This is a genomic window from Pseudomonas sp. GB2N2 (assembly GCF_054897705.1).
Genome location: NZ_CM142701.1, coordinates 614,345 through 634,838, shown reverse-complemented (window position 1 = coordinate 634,838; position 20,494 = coordinate 614,345). Strand labels below are relative to the sequence as shown.

At 59.1% G+C, this 20,494-nt stretch carries 17 protein-coding genes; 6 read left to right on the top strand and 11 right to left on the bottom strand.

Features of this window, described 5'->3' with window-relative positions; all coding sequences use genetic code 11:
- The first annotated feature begins 44 nt into the window (after positions 1 to 44).
- Positions 45 to 917 (top strand): LysR family transcriptional regulator, encoded by an 873-nt coding sequence (locus ACYZT4_RS02880; RefSeq protein ID WP_461985082.1) that lies wholly within the window; start codon positions 45 to 47, stop codon positions 915 to 917.
- Between the two features lie 113 nt (positions 918 to 1,030).
- Here the strand turns inward: ACYZT4_RS02880 and ACYZT4_RS02875 are convergent, their stop codons facing one another.
- Entirely contained in the window at positions 1,031 to 1,894 is an 864-nt protein-coding gene (locus ACYZT4_RS02875; RefSeq protein ID WP_461985080.1) for a LysR substrate-binding domain-containing protein, read from the bottom strand.
- A gap of 127 nt (positions 1,895 to 2,021) precedes the next feature.
- Here ACYZT4_RS02875 and ACYZT4_RS02870 point away from each other — a divergent pair, with 127 nt between their 5' ends.
- The 3 genes from ACYZT4_RS02870 (at position 2,022) to ACYZT4_RS02860 (ending at position 4,795) form a co-directional block, all read left to right on the top strand.
- Positions 2,022 to 3,131 (top strand): 2-aminoethylphosphonate--pyruvate transaminase, encoded by a 1,110-nt coding sequence (locus ACYZT4_RS02870; RefSeq protein WP_461985078.1) that lies wholly within the window; start codon positions 2,022 to 2,024, stop codon positions 3,129 to 3,131.
- A 99-nt stretch (positions 3,132 to 3,230) separates the two neighbouring features.
- Positions 3,231 to 4,058 (top strand): phosphonoacetaldehyde hydrolase, encoded by an 828-nt coding sequence (gene phnX / locus ACYZT4_RS02865; RefSeq protein WP_461985076.1) that lies wholly within the window; start codon positions 3,231 to 3,233, stop codon positions 4,056 to 4,058.
- A 176-nt stretch (positions 4,059 to 4,234) separates the two neighbouring features.
- Positions 4,235 to 4,795 (top strand): cytochrome b, encoded by a 561-nt coding sequence (locus tag ACYZT4_RS02860; protein ID WP_461985074.1) that lies wholly within the window; start codon positions 4,235 to 4,237, stop codon positions 4,793 to 4,795.
- A gap of 7 nt (positions 4,796 to 4,802) precedes the next feature.
- On the opposite strand, the gene ACYZT4_RS02855 is transcribed toward ACYZT4_RS02860, so the two are convergent.
- Together ACYZT4_RS02855 and ACYZT4_RS02850 are read right to left on the bottom strand one after the other, a co-directional pair.
- The gene (locus ACYZT4_RS02855) at positions 4,803 to 5,738 is read right to left on the bottom strand and encodes a 1-aminocyclopropane-1-carboxylate deaminase/D-cysteine desulfhydrase (protein ID WP_461985072.1); all 936 of its coding nucleotides are present in this window, start codon (positions 5,736 to 5,738) and stop codon (positions 4,803 to 4,805) included.
- 142 nt (positions 5,739 to 5,880) lie between these two features.
- Complete coding sequence (locus tag ACYZT4_RS02850) at positions 5,881 to 7,920, bottom strand: oxidoreductase (protein ID WP_461985071.1); 2,040 nt, start codon at positions 7,918 to 7,920, stop codon at positions 5,881 to 5,883.
- 208 nt (positions 7,921 to 8,128) lie between these two features.
- On the opposite strand from ACYZT4_RS02850, the gene ACYZT4_RS02845 reads away from it, so the two are divergent.
- Both ACYZT4_RS02845 and ACYZT4_RS02840 read left to right on the top strand, forming a co-directional pair.
- Positions 8,129 to 9,259 (top strand): carbon-nitrogen hydrolase family protein, encoded by a 1,131-nt coding sequence (locus ACYZT4_RS02845; protein ID WP_461985069.1) that lies wholly within the window; start codon positions 8,129 to 8,131, stop codon positions 9,257 to 9,259.
- A 3-nt stretch (positions 9,260 to 9,262) separates the two neighbouring features.
- Positions 9,263 to 10,303 (top strand): AraC family transcriptional regulator, encoded by a 1,041-nt coding sequence (locus ACYZT4_RS02840; RefSeq protein ID WP_461985067.1) that lies wholly within the window; start codon positions 9,263 to 9,265, stop codon positions 10,301 to 10,303.
- 3 nt (positions 10,304 to 10,306) lie between these two features.
- On the opposite strand, the gene ACYZT4_RS02835 is transcribed toward ACYZT4_RS02840, so the two are convergent.
- The 8 genes from ACYZT4_RS02835 to tig form a co-directional block, all read right to left on the bottom strand.
- Complete coding sequence (locus ACYZT4_RS02835) at positions 10,307 to 10,660, bottom strand: hypothetical protein (RefSeq protein WP_461985066.1); 354 nt, start codon at positions 10,658 to 10,660, stop codon at positions 10,307 to 10,309.
- A 188-nt stretch (positions 10,661 to 10,848) separates the two neighbouring features.
- Positions 10,849 to 11,643 carry a DUF2242 domain-containing protein gene (locus ACYZT4_RS02830; RefSeq protein WP_461985064.1) on the bottom strand — a complete coding sequence of 265 codons (795 nt, stop codon included), beginning with the start codon at positions 11,641 to 11,643 and terminating at the stop codon, positions 10,849 to 10,851.
- A 205-nt stretch (positions 11,644 to 11,848) separates the two neighbouring features.
- Entirely contained in the window at positions 11,849 to 13,720 is a 1,872-nt protein-coding gene (locus ACYZT4_RS02825; RefSeq protein ID WP_461985062.1) for a SurA N-terminal domain-containing protein, read from the bottom strand.
- A 232-nt stretch (positions 13,721 to 13,952) separates the two neighbouring features.
- Positions 13,953 to 14,225 carry an HU family DNA-binding protein gene (locus ACYZT4_RS02820; protein ID WP_002552737.1) on the bottom strand — a complete coding sequence of 91 codons (273 nt, stop codon included), beginning with the start codon at positions 14,223 to 14,225 and terminating at the stop codon, positions 13,953 to 13,955.
- Between the two features lie 148 nt (positions 14,226 to 14,373).
- The gene (gene lon / locus ACYZT4_RS02815) at positions 14,374 to 16,770 is read right to left on the bottom strand and encodes an endopeptidase La (RefSeq protein WP_052909694.1); all 2,397 of its coding nucleotides are present in this window, start codon (positions 16,768 to 16,770) and stop codon (positions 14,374 to 14,376) included.
- A 251-nt stretch (positions 16,771 to 17,021) separates the two neighbouring features.
- Positions 17,022 to 18,305 (bottom strand): ATP-dependent Clp protease ATP-binding subunit ClpX, encoded by a 1,284-nt coding sequence (clpX, locus tag ACYZT4_RS02810; RefSeq protein WP_461985060.1) that lies wholly within the window; start codon positions 18,303 to 18,305, stop codon positions 17,022 to 17,024.
- A 112-nt stretch (positions 18,306 to 18,417) separates the two neighbouring features.
- The gene (gene clpP / locus ACYZT4_RS02805; RefSeq protein ID WP_461985058.1) at positions 18,418 to 19,053 is read right to left on the bottom strand and encodes an ATP-dependent Clp endopeptidase proteolytic subunit ClpP; all 636 of its coding nucleotides are present in this window, start codon (positions 19,051 to 19,053) and stop codon (positions 18,418 to 18,420) included.
- 93 nt (positions 19,054 to 19,146) lie between these two features.
- Entirely contained in the window at positions 19,147 to 20,457 is a 1,311-nt protein-coding gene (gene tig / locus ACYZT4_RS02800; RefSeq protein WP_461985057.1) for a trigger factor, read from the bottom strand.
- Positions 20,458 to 20,494: the final 37 nt, after the last annotated feature.

Here is a 20,494-nt window from a genome sequence, read left to right as displayed (position 1 = left end):
TATCGTATTTCCAATATAAGTTCAGCTTGTTACTGGAGGTTTCGATGTCGGTTTCCCACGCCCAACTCAAAGCCTTCCATGCCGTGGCCGTTCACGGAAGCTTCACCAAAGCCGCCGAGCGGCTTTTCCTCACGCAACCCCGAATTTCCGATCAGGTGCGCAAACTCGAAGAGCGCTTTGGCGTGTTGCTGTTCCACCGCAACAAACGCTCAGTGCGCCTGACCGATCTCGGCGATCGTTTGCTGAGCATCACTCAGCGACTGTTCGTCATCGAGGCCGAAGCGCAGGAATTGTTGCATGACTCCCGGGCCTTGCAGACCGGCACACTGATTCTGGCGGTGGATGCGCCGGTGCATGTGTTGCCGCAGATCGCGCGGTTCTGCGAGCGTTACCCCGGCATCAGCGTGAAAATCGAAACCGGTAACACCGATGAATCGCTGTTCCGCCTGTTCAACTATCAGGCCGACCTGGCGTTGCTGGGACGCGATGTCAGTGATGAACGCCTGATCTCGCTGCCGCTGCGCAACGACCCGATGGTGGCGTTCGTTTCGCGCAATCATCCGTGGGCGGATCGCGAGTCGATCTGCCTTGCGGACCTCGACGACACGCCGCTGGTGCTGCGGGAAATCGGTTCGGTGACACGTCAGACCCTGGAAGAAGAAATGGCCCGGGCGGGGTTTCGGATTCGTCCGGCGATTCAGGTTGAGGGCCGGGAAGCGGCGCGGGAGGCGGTGGTCGTGGGGATTGGTGTGGGAGTGGTGTCGGCGGCGGAGTTCGGCGCGGATTCGCGGGTGTGTGCGTTGCCGATCACCGATTGCACGCGGCGCCTGACAGAGACGCTGGTGTGCTTGCGCGAGCAGAGTTCGCGGCGGGTGGTGGCGACGTTTCTGGAGATGGTTCGCGAGAGTCTTGCGTAAGCAATCCTGGCCCCATCGCGAGCAGGCTCACTCCCACATTGAACGCGTTCCTCCATAGCGCTCGGTCAAATGTGGGAGTGAGACCGGCTTGCCGGCGATGGCCGCACCTCGGTTTATCGGTTGGGCGCCAATTCGAGAAACGCCTGAATCAACCGCAATTCCCGCCGCCGCTCCATGCACCCGATCATGTGCCGGTTCACCAGCCCGTCGCCAATGATCGGCACCGCCGCCACTCGCGGGTCGTGGCTGACTTCCACCGACGACACCACCCCCACACCCAGCTTTGCCGCGACGGCCTCGGTGACGGCCTCGCGACTGTCGAGTTCCAGCAACACCCGCGGATTGATCTGCGCCTGCACACAGGCCTGATCAAACGTGCGCCGGGTGATCGAACCCGGTTCACGCAACACCATGATCACCTGATCCAATTCCTTGAGCTGCACATCCTTCGACCTGTGTGCCCACGGGTGACTATGAGGCACCAGCGCGCAAATCCGTGATTCGCTCAACGCCTGCAAGTGCAAACCCTTGCGCGGTTCCACTTCGGTCAGCACGGCCACATCGGCGTGTTCCGACAACAGCGCCGCGAGGGTTTCCTGGGCATTGCCCAGGCGCAGGTTCACGGTGATTCCGGGATAGCGCGCGCGCAAACTGGCGAGCATCGGCATGACCATGTGCGGCCCATCCGCCGCCACTTCGAGACGACCGGTGAGCAACTGCCGATTGGCCTCGAGCATCACCTGCGCTTCTTCCGCCAGACCGAACATCGCCCGGGTGATGGCCGCAAGTTTGGTGCCCTCCTCCGTCAGCTCGACCCTCCGTGCGGTGCGCCTTAACAAGGTGATCTGGTAGTGCTCCTCCAACGCCTTGATGTGCCCGGTGACCGCCGGCTGGCTGATGAACAGCCGCGCGGCGGCACGCGTAAAGCTGCCCTCGCGGGCCACCGCATCGAAGGCACGGAGCTGGAACAGGTTCATGAATAACCCTCACTGATGGTTGGCATAACAACAAACAATTTGATTGATGGCACCGCAAATTGCAATTTAAGCCCCGTAGCGTCATGCCCGTCATGCCTGTCATGCCATCGATTGCGAGGACACGAGAATGAGTATTGCCGAACCCATCCTGCTCACCCCCGGCCCGTTGACTACTTCGGCCCGCACCCGTCAGGCGATGATGGTCGACTGGGGTTCATGGGATGACCGCTTCAATCAACTGACCGCCAGCCTGTGCGAACAACTGCTGGCGATCATCAACGGCGGCGCCAGCCATCACTGCGTGCCCCTGCAAGGCAGCGGCACCTTCGCGGTCGAAGCGGCAATCGGCACGCTGGTGCCGCGTGACGGCAAAGTCCTGGTGCTGATCAATGGCGCCTACGGCAAACGCCTGGCGAAAATCTGCGAAGTGCTCGGCCGGGCTTTCAGCACATTCGAAACCGCCGAAGACGAACCGACCACCGCCGCCGATGTCGACCGTCTGCTGCGAGCCGATGCCGACATCACCCACGTTGCGCTGATTCACTGCGAAACCAGCACCGGCATCCTCAACCCGCTGCCGGAGATTGCCCAGGTGATCGCGCAACACGGCAAACGCCTAATCATCGATGCCATGAGTTCCTTCGGCGCGCTGCCGGTGGATGCGCAACAGGTGCGGTTCGACGCGCTGATCGCAGCCTCGGGCAAATGCCTGGAAGGCGTGCCCGGGATGGGGTTTGTCTTCGCGCGCAAAGACGCGCTGGCGAATGCCGCCGGCAACTCGCACTCGCTGGCGATGGACCTTTTCGACCAGCACACCTATATGGCCAAGACTGGCCAATGGCGCTTCACTCCGCCGACCCACGTGGTCGCGGCCCTGCACGAAGCCCTGCTGCAATACAACGAAGAAGGTGGCTTGCCGGCCCGGCACCAGCGCTACGCCGACAACTGCAAAACGCTGCTTGATGACATGGCCAAGCTTGGCTTGCGCAGCTTTCTGCCCGCTGCGATTCAGGCGCCGATCATCGTCACCTTTCACGCGCCGAACGATCCGCGTTACCAGTTCAAGGAGTTCTACGAACGAGTCAAGGCCAAGGGTTTCATCCTCTACCCCGGTAAATTGACCCAGGTCGAAACCTTCCGAGTCGGCTGCATCGGCCACGTCAACCAGGCCGAGATGCACGCGGCGGTGGCGGCGATTGCCGACGTTCTGCGGGAAATGGAAGTGCTCGACATCTAACCCACACCGCCCTGTAGCAGCTGTCGAGCCGGACGCAGCCTCGCAAGCTCGACAGCTGCTACGCAGATATTCATTTTCAATGACGGGAATTTGATCACCATGAACTACGCAAACCCAACCAAACTCCAGGCCGCGATCCTCGACTGGGCCGGCACCGTGGTCGACTTCGGCTCGTTCGCCCCCACGCAGATTTTTGTCGAAGCCTTCGCCGAATTCGACGTTCAGGTGTCCATCGAAGAAGCCCGCGGGCCGATGGGCATGGGCAAGTGGGACCACATCCGCACCCTGTGCGATCAGCCGGCCGTGGCCGAGCGTTATCGCAAGGCGTTCGGCCGCACGCCGACCGACGATGACGTCACCGCTATCTACCAACGCTTCATGCCGCTGCAGATCGAGAAAATTGCCGAGCATTCGGCGCTGATCCCCGGTGCACTGGAGACCATCGCCCAGCTGCGTGCGCAAGGGATCAAGATCGGTTCCTGCTCCGGCTACCCGAAACAGGTCATGGACAAAGTCGTCGAGCTGGCCGCCACCAACGGCTACGTCGCCGATCACGTGGTCGCCACCGACGAAGTCCCTAACGGCCGCCCGTGGCCGGCTCAAGCGCTGGCCAACGTGATTGCCCTGGGCATTGACGATGTCGCCGCTTGCGTGAAGATCGACGACACCGTACCGGGCATTCTTGAAGGTCGCCGCGCGGGCATGTGGACCGTGGCGTTGATCTGCTCGGGCAACGCGCTGGGCCTGGATTACGAAGGTTATCGCGCGCTCGCCAGCGACGAGCTGGCCAGCGAACGCGCGCGTATTCACGCCATGTTCGAGGGTTCGCGCCCGCACTACATGATCGACACCATCGCCGATTTGCCAGCGGTGATCGCCGACATCAACCAACGCCTGGCCAACGGCGAGATGCCGCAAAACAGTTGATCAAACCTGTAAGAGCCGGCAAGCCGGCTCTTACAGCGATCGGGGTGTTTTTTGCTGTCTATTTCCTGAACCGGCGCATCGAACTTCTACCCGCCTCAGGCAAACCCGACGAATCGGGCTTACAGTTAGGGAACACCGTCGACCAAGAGCGGTGGCTTACCTGTGAGGAACACCGTATGCCCTGGAAAAATTCCGATTCACGCTACAGCACCGTATCGATCACGCTGCACTGGTTGATGCTGGTCCTGCTGGCGCTGGTTTACGCCTGCATCGAATTGCGCGGGATCTTCCCAAAAGGCAGTGGCGGCCGGACGTTGATCACCGAAACGCACTTCATGCTGGGGCTGACTGTATTTGTGCTGGTCTGGCTCAGGCTATTTGCCCGCAGCCTCGGCCCGGCACCGAAGATTTTCCCCGCCTCCCCGCACTGGCAAACCACGCTCGCCAGGTTAATGCACTGGGCGCTGTACATTTTCATGATTGCCATGCCGATTCTGGGTTGGCTGGTCACCAGCGCCAAGGGTCAGCAAGTGATGTTTTACGGCTTCGATTTGCCGCTGCTGGTGTCGGAAGACAAAGCTTTGGCCCGGAGGATTCAGGGATGGCATGAACTGGGGGGCACCATCGGCTACTGGCTGATCGGGCTGCACGCCGTGGCGGGGATTTATCATCACTATGTCGTGGGCGATAACACCCTGCTGCGGATGATGCCCAAGCGCATAACGCGCAATACCTGAAACCCTCCTACGCCGGTTCGTTACACGACGAAAACCCGCGGCGGCCTTGCAGGCCGCCGGTGTGGATGAAAATCAGGCGCGTCCCGCTGGCGAGTCTGCCGGCTTCGATTTGCTGTTTGAGCATCAACAGCGCTTTGCCGGTATACAGCGGTTCGAGGGAAATGCCGCTGGCCTGTTCGGTTCGTTCGATGAACTCAAGCAACAAGGGATCGACTTTGCCGAAGCCGCCGCGACTGGCGTCGAACAACTCATAATCCGGCTTCTGCAAGGCCGCCTGGCGCACGATCGATTCGACCTGTTGCGCCACGCCATGGTCGTCCGGCACCGCCAATGCGCCGTAAACCGGACGCTCCCCCGCTTCCGCCAGCACCAGGCCAGCCAAAGTGGTGCCCGTTCCGCAGGCCAGCCACCAGCCATCGTAATCGCCCCAGCCCAAAGCGCTGAGTTGTGCGCTGACCATCGATTTCAGGCGCATGCACCCCTTCGCGCCGGGCATGCCGCCACCGCCCTCCGGCACCGGCAACAGGTCGGGATACTGCGTGTGCCACGGTTCCCAGAACCCCGCTTCGTGTCGCGCGCGGTAGCCGCCATAACCGAGCCAGTGCAATGGCATGCCAAAGGCCTGCAAGTCGTTTACTGTCGGCGTGTCCTGGGGATGACCGCGCAGCAAACCCACGGTCGCAAAACCAAAACGCTTGCCGGCAGCGGCCAGAGCGTGAAGATGATTGGAGTGAGCACCGCCCAGACTGATGATGCCTTTGGCCCCGGCGAGATCGGCGGCCTTGAGGTGTTCGATGAGCTTGAACCATTTGTTGCCGCTGATCAGCGGGTCGATCTGGTCGAGGCGCAGGATGGCGACTTCGATGTTTGATCGGGTTAGCCAATCAAGACGAAGGGGGTTGAGGGGGGCTTGGGGAAGCCAATCTTGGGGAGGGGAAATCATTAGTGCCGGCTCGGGGTAATGAGCCGGCATGTTAGCAGCCTTGAGGACGCCTTCGCGGGCAAGCCCGCTCCCACAGTTTGTATGCAATCCCTGTAGGAGCGAGGCTTGCCCGCGAAAGCCACTGGCACGCTAAACCTGCAGATTACAACTGCGCAGCCAACCGCGACCCTTGATTGATCGCCCGCTTCGCATCCAGCTCCGCCGCCACATCGGCGCCGCCGATCAAATGCACGTTCTGACGCGCTGCCACCAGCCCGTCCTGCAATTCGCGCAGCGGGTCCTGCCCGGCGCAAATCACGACGTTGTCCACGGCCAACACTTGCGGCTCGCCGGTTTCGCCGATGCGGATGTGCAGGCCCTCGTCATTGATCTTCAGGTATTCGACGCTGTTGAGCATCTGCACCTGCTTGTTTTTCAGACCGGTGCGGTGAATCCAGCCGGTGGTCTTGCCCAGGCCGTCGCCGACCTTGGAGGCCTTGCGTTGCAGCAGGAACACTTCACGCGCCGGTGCATGGGGTTCAGCCTTGATGCCGGCCACGCCGCCACGCGCCTGCAATTGGGTATCGATGCCCCACTCTTTCCAGAACGCTTCACGGTCCAGGCTGGTGGACACGCCTTGGTGCACGAGGAACTCCGACACGTCGAAACCGATACCGCCCGCGCCGATCACCGCGACGCGTTTGCCCACCGGTTTGCGCTCGAGAATCACGTCCAGGTAGCTCAGCACCTTGGCGTTCTCGACACCGGGAATCGCCGGAGTACGCGGTGCAATACCCGTGGCGAGGATGATTTCGTCGTAACCGCCCTCAACCAGTTTCGCCACATCGACGCGGGTATTCAGGCACACCTCGACGTGAGTGGTTTGCAACTTGCGGCCGAAGTAACGCAGGGTTTCAGAGAACTCTTCCTTGCCCGGCACACGCTTGGCGATGTTGAACTGGCCACCGATTTCGCTGGCCGAATCGAACAGTGTCACCTGGTGGCCACGCTCGGCGGCCACGGTCGCGGCGGACAGACCCGCAGGACCGGCGCCGACCACGGCGATTTTCTTGATTTGCTGCACCGGCAGGTAATTGAGTTCGGTCTCGTGGCAGGCACGCGGGTTGACCAGGCAGCTGGTCAACTTGCCGCCAAAGGTGTGGTCGAGGCACGCCTGATTGCAGCCGATGCAGGTGTTGATTTCATCGGCACGGCCAGCGGCAGCCTTGTTGACGAAGTCGGCGTCGGCGAGGAACGGCCGCGCCATCGACACCATGTCGGCATCGCCTTCGGCGAGGATCTGCTCGGCGACTTCCGGGGTGTTGATGCGGTTGGTGGTGATCAGCGGAATGCTCACCGAACCGCGCAGCTTGGCCGTGACTTTGCTGAACGCGCCGCGCGGCACCTTGGTGGCGATGGTCGGAATCCGCGCTTCGTGCCAGCCGATACCGGTGTTGATGATCGTCGCGCCGGCCTGTTCGATGGCCTTGGCCAGCGTCACGATCTCTTCCCAGGTGCTACCGCCTTCCACCAGGTCGAGCATCGACAGACGGAAGATGATGATGAAATTCGGGCCGACCGCTTCGCGCACGCGGCGGACAATTTCCACCGGCAGGCGCATGCGGTTTTCGTAGCTGCCGCCCCATCGGTCGGTGCGGTGGTTGGTGTGGGCCGCGAGGAACTGGTTAATGAAATACCCTTCGGAGCCCATGATCTCGACGCCGTCGTACTCGGCGGTTTGCGCCAGGGTCGAGCAGGTGACGAAATCGCGGATCTGCTTCTCGATGCCCTCCTCGTCCAGCTCCTTGGGCTTGAACGGGTTGATTGGCGCCTGGATCGCGCTCGGCGCCACCTGTTTCGGGCTGTAGGCATAACGGCCGGCGTGAAGGATCTGCATGCAGATTTTGCCCCCCGCCTCGTGCACCGCGCGGGTGACGATCTGGTGTTTGAGCGCTTCTTCTTCGGTGGTGAGCTTGGCCGCGCCGGAGTACACGCCGCCCTCGTCGTTCGGGCCGATACCGCCCGTCACCATCAGGCCGACGCCGCCACGGGCGCGCTCGGCGAAATACGCTGCCATGCGTTCGAAACCGCCGGGTTTCTCCTCAAGACCGGTGTGCATCGAGCCCATCAGGGTACGGTTGCGCAGCGTGGTAAAACCCAGGTCCAGCGGGGCCAACAGGTGCGGGTAATGAGCGGCGGTCATCGGTAACTCCACAACGAGCGATCACGGAAAATGTGGGTGCTCTTTGGCACCCCTCTGTCATGAGTAACAGATTATGAGGACTCGCCCGGCCGCTCAATGACCGCAACTGACAACTTATTGATTCAAACGCGCAGCAACCCTTGGCAAGCGCCGGCATGCGCCCTACCCTAGTCAGCAAACTCTGCACGCGGCTGTTGACTGTCTCCCCATGCGCAAACTTCTGTACCTGACCTTCTCCATGGCATTGATTGCCGCCCTGACGACCTACGCCATGTGGGCCGCGGATCGTCCGGCGGGGCATTACCTGTCGGATCTGCGGATCGATCTCGCCATCGATCAAGGCACGCCTGCCGATCGCGGCAACCTGCTGGGCATCCAGCCGGAACTGTTTCCCACCGATTATCAAAGCCCCGAGCGCCTGCACCGCAAACTCGCGGCTTATCTGCAGAAAGCTCAGGAACAGGGCCTGCTGAATGACAAAACCATCGTCGTGCTGCCCGAACATATCGGCACCTGGCTGATGGTCAGCGGCGAAAAAGACGAGCTTTACCAGGCCAACACCCTCAAGGAAGCCATGAAGTGGCTGGCGGTGAGCAATCCGGTGAAGTTCGTTCGCGCCCTGATCGGCGCCAAGGGCGACAACCGCATGGACGATGCGTATCTGCGCATGAAAGCCAAAGGCATGGCCAAGGATTACCAGGCACTGTTCGGCGGCCTGGCAAAAGAATTCCACGTGACGCTGGTTGCCGGTTCCATCGTTCTGCCCGAGCCGGCCATTCGCGACGGCGCTCTTAAAATCGGCCGCGGTGCGTTGTACAACAGCAGCGTGGTGTTCGGCCGCGACGGCGCACCGATTGGCCAACCCCAGCGGCAGATGCATCCGATCTTCGCCGAGCATGATGTGATCGAGGCGAACGGCGAACACACCCTTAACGTTGTCGATACCCCGGCCGGGCGCCTGGGCGTGCTGATCGGCAGCGACAGCTGGTATCCGGATAACTATCGCCAACTCGACGATCAGGGCGCGCAACTGGTGGCGGTCCCGGCATTTGTCAGCGGCCGCGGTACGTGGGACAAGCCATGGCGTGGCTACAAAGGGTTGTCGACCCCCGGTTCCGTCAGCCTCAAGGCCGGCGAGCTCAGCGAAGGCCAGGCCTGGCATCGCCTGACGCTGACCGCGCAACCGCCCAGCAGCCAGGCCATCGCCGGTATGAGCGTGTTCCTGCGCGGCCAGTTCTGGGATCAGGGCAGCGCCGGGCAAAGTTTTCTCAGCAGCAACGGTCAGCATTTTGCCGGTGGCAATGTCCGTGGCGCGCGATTGCTGAACCTGTGGTTGTAAGCCATGAAACCGTTACCGATGCGTCTGGGTGATCTGTCGGTTGGCTTTGTGCATAGCCTGGCCGATGCGGTGCGTAGTCACGGCATCGACCCTCAGCCGCTGCTCGACCAATATGGCCTGGACCCGGCTCGCCTCGGTGAAGCCGGCGCCCGGCTGTCGATCCCACGTTATATGCGCCTCGGCCACGCCGCGATTCAGCTGACCGACAACCCGGCGCTGGGTTTGCGCATGGGCCAGCTCAGCCGCCTGAGCCAGGCCGGTCTCGCCGGCGTCACCGCCGCGCAAGCGCCGACCGTACGCGAAGCGGCGCGTTGCCTGATTCGCTTTGAAGCCTTGTACGGTTCCAACTATCGCGGCCAATCGAGCTTCCACGAAGACGCGCAAGGCGCCTGGCTGCGGTTCTATTCCATCAGTCCTTACAACGCCTACAACCGCTTCGTGGTGGACTCGATCATTGCCGGCTGGTTGCAGCAGTTGTCCACAGTGAGCGTCGAGCCCCTGCGCGCCGAACGCATCGACATTGAGTTCAGCGAGCCGGATTACCGTGAAACATATGCGGTGCTGGGCGATTGCACGATGCAGTTCGACAGCGAACACAATCAACTGCGCCTGAGCCTGGACAGCCTTGCCCAGCGCAACCCGCTGCACTGCCCCAGTACCTGGCGGCACCTGTTGCAACTGTGTGAACGGGAACTGGAACAACTGACACGCACCCGCAGCCTGCGTGAACGCATCACTCAGTTGCTAGGGCCGTTGCTCAATGGTGGCCGGGAGCCCGACCTGGAAGAAGTGGCGGCACGCCTGAAGCTGCCCACCTGGACCTTGCGCCGCAAACTCGCCGAGGAAGGCACGCAATTTCGCGCCATTCTCAACGACACCCGTCGCGACCTGGCCATGACCTACATCCGCGACACCGAACTGGCGTTCGGTGAAATCGCCTACCTGCTGGGCTTTGCCTCAGCCGAAGCGTTTCAACGCGCTTTCAAACGCTGGAATGGTCAGACACCCGGCGAATTTCGCCGCAGTCATCGCCAATCCGCTTGACGCTTACAGCTCGGTAGCATCTTCGGCAGGTTCCAGTGGGTCCAGTTCAAACGCCTGGAACTCGAGCAGCTCTTCTTGATAATCGTCCATTTTGAATCCCCCATTGCTCAATAAAAAACTCTCGAATAAATGACCAGCGCCTTGAGCATAAAGTGCCCGAGTGAAAGAAAAATGACGCGGGCACGACACTTCGTCGCTGCCTAATAAAACGTAGCAGGCGGTCAGGAATTTATCAGGGGATTTTTTCGAGGCCGGCCTTTGAGCACGGTGGCGTGATGGCCAACCTGACTCTCCGGTCGCACGCGTCGCCTTTAGGAGCGAGCCTGCTCGCGAAAAATGTCCAGGCAACGCGTTCATTCAGGCGGCACGCGTAATCGTTGACGTCCATCGCGAGCAGGCTCGCTCCTACAGGGGATCGCGTCAGGCCGGAGGATGTGCACGGTCAAACAAGCGAAGCGCGCCCGCTTTATGCCCCGGTCTGCCCAGAGGCCGCCGAGGTTTCGTTTTTGATCGCAGGCGCCCTACTCCGGAGGGGGTGCCGCACGCTACTGCATCGATTTGATCGGCTCACTCGGTGGCGGCAGATCCGACGCTGGCGGTGGCGTGACGTTTTCAGCCGCCGGCGGTGATTCGGAGTTTTCGGACGGTGTGACCGGGGCAGACTCTGGCGGCGGCGCAACCGGCTCCGCGGCCGGTGCAGCGGCCGGTGCCGGCTCTGGCGCCAATGCAGCAGGTGCAGCCGCTGCGGGCTTGGCTTCTGGCACCCCAAGGTCGGTTTTCGGCTTCTCGACGATGTGCGCGGCTTTTTTCGCTTCCGGCGGCAGGAACAGCTCGACCAGCGTGAAGAAGCGCTCATAGAACTTCGCCGACGAGACGGTCTCGCTGGCAACCTTGACCATCGAGTCATCGGACGAGCCGATCGGCATCGAAACCGAACCCAATACACCCACGCCGAGGCTGGCGGAATTGTTGGTCTTTTTCAGCGCATAGCGATCCTGCAAGGCGTTGGCGAACATAGTGGCATGGTGCCCTTCGCTACCGTCATCGGCACAAACCACACTGAAGCTGATCTCCATGTGGGTCTCGCCAGTCTGCTGGAAGCTTTTGTGACCGCTGATCAACTTAGGGTCGCTGCTGGTAATGATATAGCCCTGACTGAGCAGCGCCCGACGGGCGGCTTCGCAGGTTTGCGCATCGGTGACCGGATAGTTGCGCGAGAACGTACCAGAGTCATCGAAGTTCTCATGCTCATAGATGGCGGCTTTCTTCGACGAGCAACCGGCCGCGGCGACCAGCACCAACGCCAGCCCGACAACCCGTACGGGAAATGATTTAAACATTGAACATCCTGAGGAAAACGGTCCGGGGCGTATTGTGCAACAGATCGATGCTTAGCGGCGCACCGATTAGTGTCTTGAAACAGTTACAAGTGTAATGACTGCTGTTTACCGGAAAAAGTCCCGCCAGGGTGAAGACCAAAGATTCCGCCCACAAAAAACCCCGACTGTTTGGCCGGGGTTCTTTTTATTGCGCGAAACTCAGGGATCAGTAACGCTTGATCTCTGCGTCCGCTTCCAGCTGCTTGCGGTAGGCCGCAAAGTCTTGCTGGCCGATGCGCGAGGCGAGGAAGCGACGGTATTGAGCCTTCTCTTCTTCGGTCGGTGCAGCGGCTTCGTTGACGCCGTTCAGACGCACGATCACCAGGCTACCGTCGGCCAGGGTCACGCTGCTGAACGTCGGCTTGTCTTTGCCAGCCGGTTTTGGCATGCGGAACAGCGCTTGCAGCACAGTCGGGTCAATGCCTTCCTGAGCGCGAGTCGCCGCAGCAGTAACTTTCCAGTTCTGACCGTCAATGGCCTTGTCCAGCGGGGTTTTGCCCTCGCGCAGACTGCCGATCAGCTCGTCAGCCTTGGTCTTGGCGGCAGCACTCGCGTGCTCCTTGGCCAACTGACCGCGGATGGCCGCAGACACGCTTTCCAGCGGCAATTGCGCAGGCTTCAAGTGTTCCTTGGCGCGCAGCACAACCACGGTTTCCGGATCGAGTTCGATCGCGGTGCTGTTGGCACCCTCATCCAGCACTTCAGGACTGAACGCGGCAGTCAGCACGGCACGGTTGGCGGTAATGCCTTCGCCCCCTTCACGACCGAACGGCTTGGAGGTGTGAACGGTCAGTTTCAGGTCCTGCGCCGGTTGAACCAGATCGGAAGCTTCGAACGACGAGTCTTCCAGTTGCTTGGTTGCCTCAACGAAACGCTGCTCGACCTGCTGGGTTTTCAGCTCTTTGGTCAGCTTGTCTTTCAGGCTGGCCAAGGTCGGGACCTCCGGCGCTTCAACACCCAACAGCTTGATCAGGTGGAAACCGAAATCTGTGCGAACCGGTGCCGACACCTGATCCTTGGTCAGCGCATACAACGCGGTTTCGAACGCTGGATCGTAGACACCCGGACCTGCGTAGCCGAGGTCACCGCCATTGTTTGCCGAACCCGGGTCCTGGGAGAATTCCTTGGCCAGGGCCTCGAACTTCTCGCCTTTGGCCAGGCGGGCCTGAACGTCTTCAATCTTGGCCTTGGCCTGCGCCTCGGTCACCTTATCGTTCACTTCGATCAGAATGTGCGCCGCCCGACGTTGTTCGGACAGGTTGGCGATTTCTTTCTGATACGCCGCTTGCAGGTCTTCGTCCTTGACCGCAACCTGATCGAAGAAGGAGGACTTCTTCAACTCGAGGTAATCAATGATCACCTGATCCGGCGTCATGAATTCCTTGGCGTGTTCGTCGTAGTAGGCCTTGACCTCATCATCGGTCAGCTTCACCGCGGCGGGGTCGGCCTTGACGTTCAAGGTAGCGAGATCGCGGGTCTGTTTTTCCAGACGGGCAAAGCTCAGAACCTGTGCGTCAGTGACGAAGCCGCTGCCAGCCAGGCCAGCGCGCAGCTGACCAATCAGCATTTCCTGGGCCAGCATCTGGCGGAATTGCATGCGGCTGTAGCCGAGTTGACGAATTACCTGATCGAAACGCTCGGAGCTGAACTTGCCGTCTACCTGGAATTCAGGGGTTTGCAGGATCACCTGGTCCAACGCCGCTTCGGAGAAAGCGAATTTCGATTTTTCTGCGCCTTGCAGCAACAGTTTGCGGTCGATCAGGCCTTTGAGGGCCGATTCGCGGAGCATTTTTTCGTCGAGCAAGGAAGCATCGAAATCCTTGCCCAGCTGTTGCATGAGCTGACGGCGTTGCATATCAACCGCCTGGCTCAGCTCGTTCTGGCTGATTTCTTCGCCGTTGACCTTGGCCGCATCATTGCTGTGCGTCGTGGCCTTGAAGATGGCGTCGAAACCGGTCAAAGCCATCAGTGCAACGATGACCCCGATAATGGTCTTGGCAATCCAGCCTTGTGAATTGTCCCTGATATTCTGCAGCATGCGTCCCCCAGAAACGGTTGAACTTCAAAATTAGGCAACCGTGGAGCGTGGGTAGAATCCGGATAGAAGAAAGGCGCATCCGGGGATGCGCCTTCTCGTAACTGGCGGAGCGGACCGAGGGGTCGAACTTGCGACCCTCGGCGTCTCGGACCGGCAAGCTGCCGACTGGACTACCGCTCCGCTGCCAGGTCAGGCTTGACCCGACCCGGATAGGCAAAAACCTGAATCGAACTTAGTTAACAGCTTCTTTCAGCGCTTTACCGGCTTTGAAACCTGGTTTTTTAGCGGCTGCAATTTCCAGCGTCTTACCGGTCTGTGGGTTACGACCAATGCGAGCTGGACGATCAGTCACGGAGAACGTACCGAAACCAACCAGAACAACAGAGTCGCCAGCCTTGAGAGCGCCAGTGACGGATTCGATTACAGCGTCCAGCGCACGGCCAGCAGCAGCTTTCGGGATATCAGCGGATGCAGCGATAGCATCAATCAGTTCCGACTTGTTCACTCTAAGTCCCCTTATATCTATTTGAGTATGATTCTAAGTTTTTTTGGTGAAAGCAAAAACGAGTGCTGAATGGCCTACAGACACTTAAGAGCCGCTTTATAACAAGGGCTCTAAAAAGCTGTCAACAAGCCCCCCAGGCAAATACGTATTAATGCGTGCTAATTCTTTCCTTAGAGTCAGACTCTCGTTTTTCATCCTTTGCAACTATCTCCGGAGCTACATCGGGCAAGGGCTCCGGCGCGTATTGCAGCGCAATTTGCAGGACCTCGTCAATCCATTTAACCGGTTTAATCTGAAGATCCTGCTTGATATTGTCCGGAATTTCCTTGAGATCGCGTACGTTCTCTTCAGGAATGATCACGGTCTTGATCCCGCCACGGTGAGCCGCAAGCAATTTTTCCTTCAAACCACCAATCGCCAGCACCTGCCCACGCAAAGTGATTTCGCCAGTCATGGCGACATCTGCACGTACCGGGATCCCGGTCAATGCCGAGACCAGTGCCGTGCACATGCCTACACCGGCGCTAGGGCCATCCTTCGGGGTCGCCCCTTCCGGCATGTGGATATGCGTGTCGCGCTTCTCGTGGAAGTCCAGAGGAATCCCCAGGCTCTTCGCACGGCTGCGAACAACCGTGAGGGCTGCGGTGATCGACTCGACCATCACGTCACCCAAAGAACCGGTCTTGATCAACTGGCCCTTGCCCGGCACGACGGCCGCTTCGATGGTCAGCAGTTCGCCGCCCACTTGCGTCCATGCCAGGCCGGTCACCTGACCGATCTGATCCTGCGATTCGGCCAGGCCGTAGCGGAATTTACGCACGCCCAGGAAGTGTTCCAGCATGTCGGCCGTGACCTTCACCGAGAAGCGTTTTTCCAGTGCATGCTCTTTCACCGCCTTACGGCAAACCTTGGCAATCTGCCGCTCCAGGCCCCGTACACCGGCTTCGCGGGTGTAATAGCGGATGATGTCGCGAATCGCTTCAGCGTCGAATTCCAGCTCGCCTTTTTTCAAACCGTTAGCGGTGATCTGCTTCGGCGAGAGGTATTTGACGGCGATGTTGATCTTCTCGTCTTCGGTGTAGCCCGGCAGACGAATCACTTCCATCCGGTCCAGCAGCGCCGGTGGAATGTTCATTGAGTTCGAGGTGCACAGGAACATCACATCGGACAGGTCGTAATCGACTTCCAGATAGTGATCGTTGAAGTTGTGGTTCTGCTCTGGATCGAGCACTTCCAGCAACGCCGATGCCGGATCGCCACGCATGTCGCTGCCCATCTTGTCGATTTCATCGAGCAGGAACAGCGGGTTGCGAACGCCCACTTTTGTCATCTTTTGAATCAATCTTCCTGGCATCGAACCGATATAAGTCCGGCGATGACCACGAATTTCCGCTTCATCGCGCACACCACCCAGGGCCATGCGCACGAATTTGCGGTTGGTGGCATGAGCAATCGACTCCGCCAGGGAGGTTTTGCCCACGCCTGGAGGACCGACCAGGCACAATACTGGGCCACGAATCTTCTTCACGCGCTTTTGCACGGCGAGGTATTCGAGGATGCGCTCTTTGACTTCTTCCAGACCGTAGTGGTCGGCGTCGAGGATGTCCTCTGCGCGCGCAAGGTCCAGGCGAACCTTGCTCTGAGCCTTCCACGGCACCTGAACCAGCCAGTCGATGTACGAACGCACCACGGTGGCTTCTGCGGACATCGGCGACATTTGCTTGAGCTTGTTCAGTTCGCCCTGAGCTTTCGCCAAGGCGTCTTTCGGCAGGCCAGCGGCGTCGATACGCTTTTTCAGCTCTTCGATTTCGTTGTGGCCTTCGTCGCTGTCGCCAAGTTCTTTCTGAATGGCCTTCATCTGCTCATTCAGGTAGTACTCGCGTTGACTGCGCTCCATTTGTTTTTTGACGCGGCCGCGAATGCGCTTCTCGACTTGCAGCAGATCGATCTCGGCATCCAGCAACGCCAGGACGTGCTCGACCCGGGCCGACAAATCGATGATTTCGAGGATTTCCTGCTTTTGCTCGATCTTCAGGGCCATGTGCGCGGCCATGGTGTCGACCAGGCGACCCGGCTCGTCGATGCTGTTGAGCGACGACAGGACTTCAGCGGGGACCTTCTTGCCCAACTGAACGTACTGTTCGAACTGAGCCAGCAAGCTGCGGACAAACACTTCCGACTCGCGCTCAGGCGCGTCGACTTCGTCAATCAATGAGACTTCGGCACGGCAATGGCCGTCCACTTCGCTGAAGCGCTCCACGGCGCCCCGTTGCTCACCTTCGACGAGAACTTTGACGGTGCCATCCGGCAGCTTGAGCAGCTGAAGAACGGTAGCGATCGTACCTACGCGATAGAGTGCATCTTCACCGGGATCGTCGTCAGCAGGGTTTCTCTGAGCCAGCAGAAGGATCTGCTTGTCGCCCGTCATCGCAGCTTCGAGGGCTTCGATGGATTTCTCGCGCCCCACGAACAGCGGGATAACCATGTGCGGATAAACCACGACATCACGCAATGGCAGGAGAGGCAATTCGATGGTTGTCTTCATGATTTCGCCTCTACGGCGGCCATAAGGCCGTAAACAGATGGAAGTAAGCTTGAAACCAAGATGGGGGCTCGTTTGCAAAAAAACAAGCGGATAAAAGAAGCACTTATGAGATCGCAGCTGACCGCAGTGCCTTAATGGGCCCGGACGCCTCTAGAAATAAGGTCGGTTGTCAGGCCGCCATCGCAGGCAAGCCAGCTCCCACAAAAGAAAAGGGGCCCGAAGGCCCCTTCTTTATTCCAGCTGCGTGACGCTTAGGCGTCTGGCGCGGCTTTGACCACCGGCTCACTGTTTTCGTAAATATACAGTGGCTTGGATTTGCCTTCGATAACACTTTCATCGATCACTACTTTACTCACCTCGGATTGCGAGGGGATTTCATACATAGTGTCGAGCAATACACCTTCGAGAATCGATCGCAATCCACGGGCACCGGTCTTGCGTTCCAGGGCACGTTTGGCGACGGATTTCAGCGCGTCGGCGCGGAATTCCAGGTCTACACCTTCCATCTCGAATAGCTTGGCATACTGTTTGGTCAGAGCATTTTTCGGTTCGGTGAGAATCTGCATCAACGCAGCTTCATCAAGTTCGTCCAGCGTGGCAAGGACCGGCAGACGACCGACGAATTCCGGGATCAGACCAAACTTGACCAGATCGTCAGGCTCGACTTCACGCAGTGACTCACCGACTTTCTTGCCTTCTTCCTTGCTGCGCACTTCTGCATTGAAACCGATGCCGCCCTTGGTGGAACGGTTTTGGATAACCTTTTCCAGACCAGAGAATGCGCCGCCGCAGATGAACAGGATGTTACGGGTGTCGACCTGCAGGAATTCCTGCTGCGGATGCTTGCGACCACCTTGAGGCGGAACGGAAGCGACCGTGCCTTCGATCAACTTGAGCAGGGCCTGCTGCACGCCTTCACCGGAAACGTCCCGGGTGATCGACGGGTTGTCAGACTTGCGCGAGATCTTGTCGATCTCATCGATGTAAACAATGCCCATCTGGGCCTTCTCCACGTCGTAGTCGCACTTCTGCAGCAGCTTCTGAATGATGTTCTCGACATCTTCACCCACGTAACCCGCCTCGGTGAGGGTGGTTGCGTCAGCGATGGTGAACGGAACGTTCAGCAAGCGGGCCAGTGTTTCTGCAAGCAGGGTTTTACCCGAGCCTGTCGGGCCGATCAGCAAGATATTGCTTTTGCCGAGTTCGACGTCGTCATTCTTTTTGTCGCGCTGGTTCAGACGCTTGTAGTGGTTGTACACCGCTACGGCCAAAACCTTTTTCGCACGTTCCTGACCAATCACGTACTGATCAAGGATGCCGCTGATTTCTTTAGGCGAAGGCAATTTATGCGCACTGCTCTCGGCCTGGGCTTCCTGCACCTCCTCTCGGATGATGTCATTGCACAGGTCGACGCACTCGTCGCAGATAAAGACCGAGGGGCCGGCAATCAATTTGCGCACTTCATGCTGGCTTTTGCCACAGAAGGAGCAATAGAGCAGCTTGCCGTTGTCCTCGCCGTTGCGGGTGTCAGTCATTCGTTCGATCCAAATCCGATAGGCTTGCAACACAAGATGAAGGCTATTGCGGGCTTTTTCAAGCCCGCTGGTGATCAGACAAGCCGACCTACCCTATTTTGAGCTGCTTATATTAAGCGGGGCGCTGGCTGATCACTTCATCGATCAACCCGTACGCTTTCGCGGCTTCTGCACTCATGAAGTTATCGCGGTTGGTGTCACGCTCGATCTCTTCGAGCGTGTGACCGCTGTGCTTGGCCATCAGCGTGTTGAGACGCTCGCGAATGAAGAGGATTTCCTTGGCATGGATTTCGATATCCGAAGCCTGCCCCTGGAAACCGCCCAATGGCTGGTGAATCATCACGCGTGAGTTCGGCAGGCAGAAACGCTTGCCAGGAGCACCGGCGGTCAACAAAAACGCGCCCATGCTGCATGCCTGACCGATACAGGTGGTCGATACGTTGGGTTTGATGAACTGCATGGTGTCGTAGATCGACATGCCTGCTGTCACCGAACCGCCCGGGGAGTTGATATAGAGATGGATGTCCTTGTCCGGGTTTTCCGCTTCAAGGAACAGCAATTGCGCACAGATCAGGTTGGCCATGTAGTCCTCTACCGGGCCAACCAGAAAAATCACTCGCTCCTTCAGAAGGCGGGAGTAGATGTCATAGGCGCGCTCGCCACGAGCGGATTGCTCGACAACCATCGGGACCAGGCCGCCTGCGGCCTGGATATCAGAGTTCTGCTGAATATACGAATTACGGAACATGCTCTGCAGTCACTCCCAAATAGTTATGTCTTGAATACGCATAAGCCAGCACGAAGGCTGGCTTATGGTGTGTACTTCTTACCGCAAAAACGATCAGTCGGCTTGTGGAGCTTCTACCGGCTTGACTGCTTCTTCGTAAGAGACCGATTTGTCGGTCACGCTAGCTTTCTGCAGAACAGTATCCACAACTTGCTCTTCCAGCACAACCGAACGGACTTCGTTCAGTTGCTGGTCGTTCTTGTAGTACCAGGACACAACCTGCTCAGGCTCTTGGTAAGCCGAAGCCATTTCCTGAATCATTTCGCGAACGCGGTCTTCGTCAGGCTTGAGGTCGAATTGCTTGACCACTTCGGCCACGATCAGACCCAGTACAACGCGGCGCTTGGCTTGCTCTTCGAACAGCTCGGCCGGCAGTTGGTCAGGCTTGATGTTGCCACCGAACTGTTGAACAGCCTGCACGCGCAGACGGTCGACTTCGTTGGACAGCAGAGCCTTTGGCACTTCAATCGGGTTGGTGGCCAGCAGCCCGTCCATTACCTGATTCTTGACCTTGGATTTGATCGCCTGACGCAGTTCGCGCTCCATGTTCTTGCGAACTTCGGCGCGGAAGCCTTCCAGACCGGTTTCCTTGATGCCGAATTGAGCGAAGAACTCTTCGTTCAGTTCTGGCAGTTTCGGCTCGGAAACAGTGTTCACGGTGACGGTGAACTCGGCAGTTTTGCCGGCCAGGTCGAGGTTCTGGTAGTCCTCTGGGAAGACCAGGCTCAGAACGCGCTCTTCGCCGGCTTTAGCGCCAACCAGACCGTCTTCGAAACCTGGGATCATGCGGCCGGAACCCAGAACCAGCTGGGTGCCTTTGGCGGAACCGCCAGCAAACACTTCACCGTCGACCTTGCCGACGAAATCGATGTTCAGTTGATCATCGTTCTGGGCAGCACGATCGGCCACTTCGAAACGGGTGTTCTGCTTGCGCAGCACGTCGAGCATTTTGTCCAGGTCGGCGTCAGCCACGTCAGCGCTCAGACGCTCTACGTTGATGCCTTCGAAACCGGCGACGGTGAACTCAGGAAACACTTCGAAAATCGCAACGTATTCCAGATCTTTGCCGGCTTCCAGGGATTTCGGCTCGATCGAAGGAGCGCCAGCCGGGTTCAGCTTTTGCTCGACAACAGCTTCGTAGAACGAGGACTGGATGACGTCGCCAACAGCTTCCTGACGCGCATCAGCACCGAAACGGCGCTTGATTTCGCTCATAGGCACTTTGCCCGGACGGAAGCCAGCAATCTTGGCCTTTTGGGCGGTCTGCTGCAGACGCTTGTTGACCTGAGTCTCGATGCGCTCAGCCGGCACGGTGATGCTCATGCGGCGCTCAAGAGCAGAAGTATTTTCAACAGAAACTTGCATGGATATTCCTCGTTGCACAGACGTTGGCCGGCCGTTT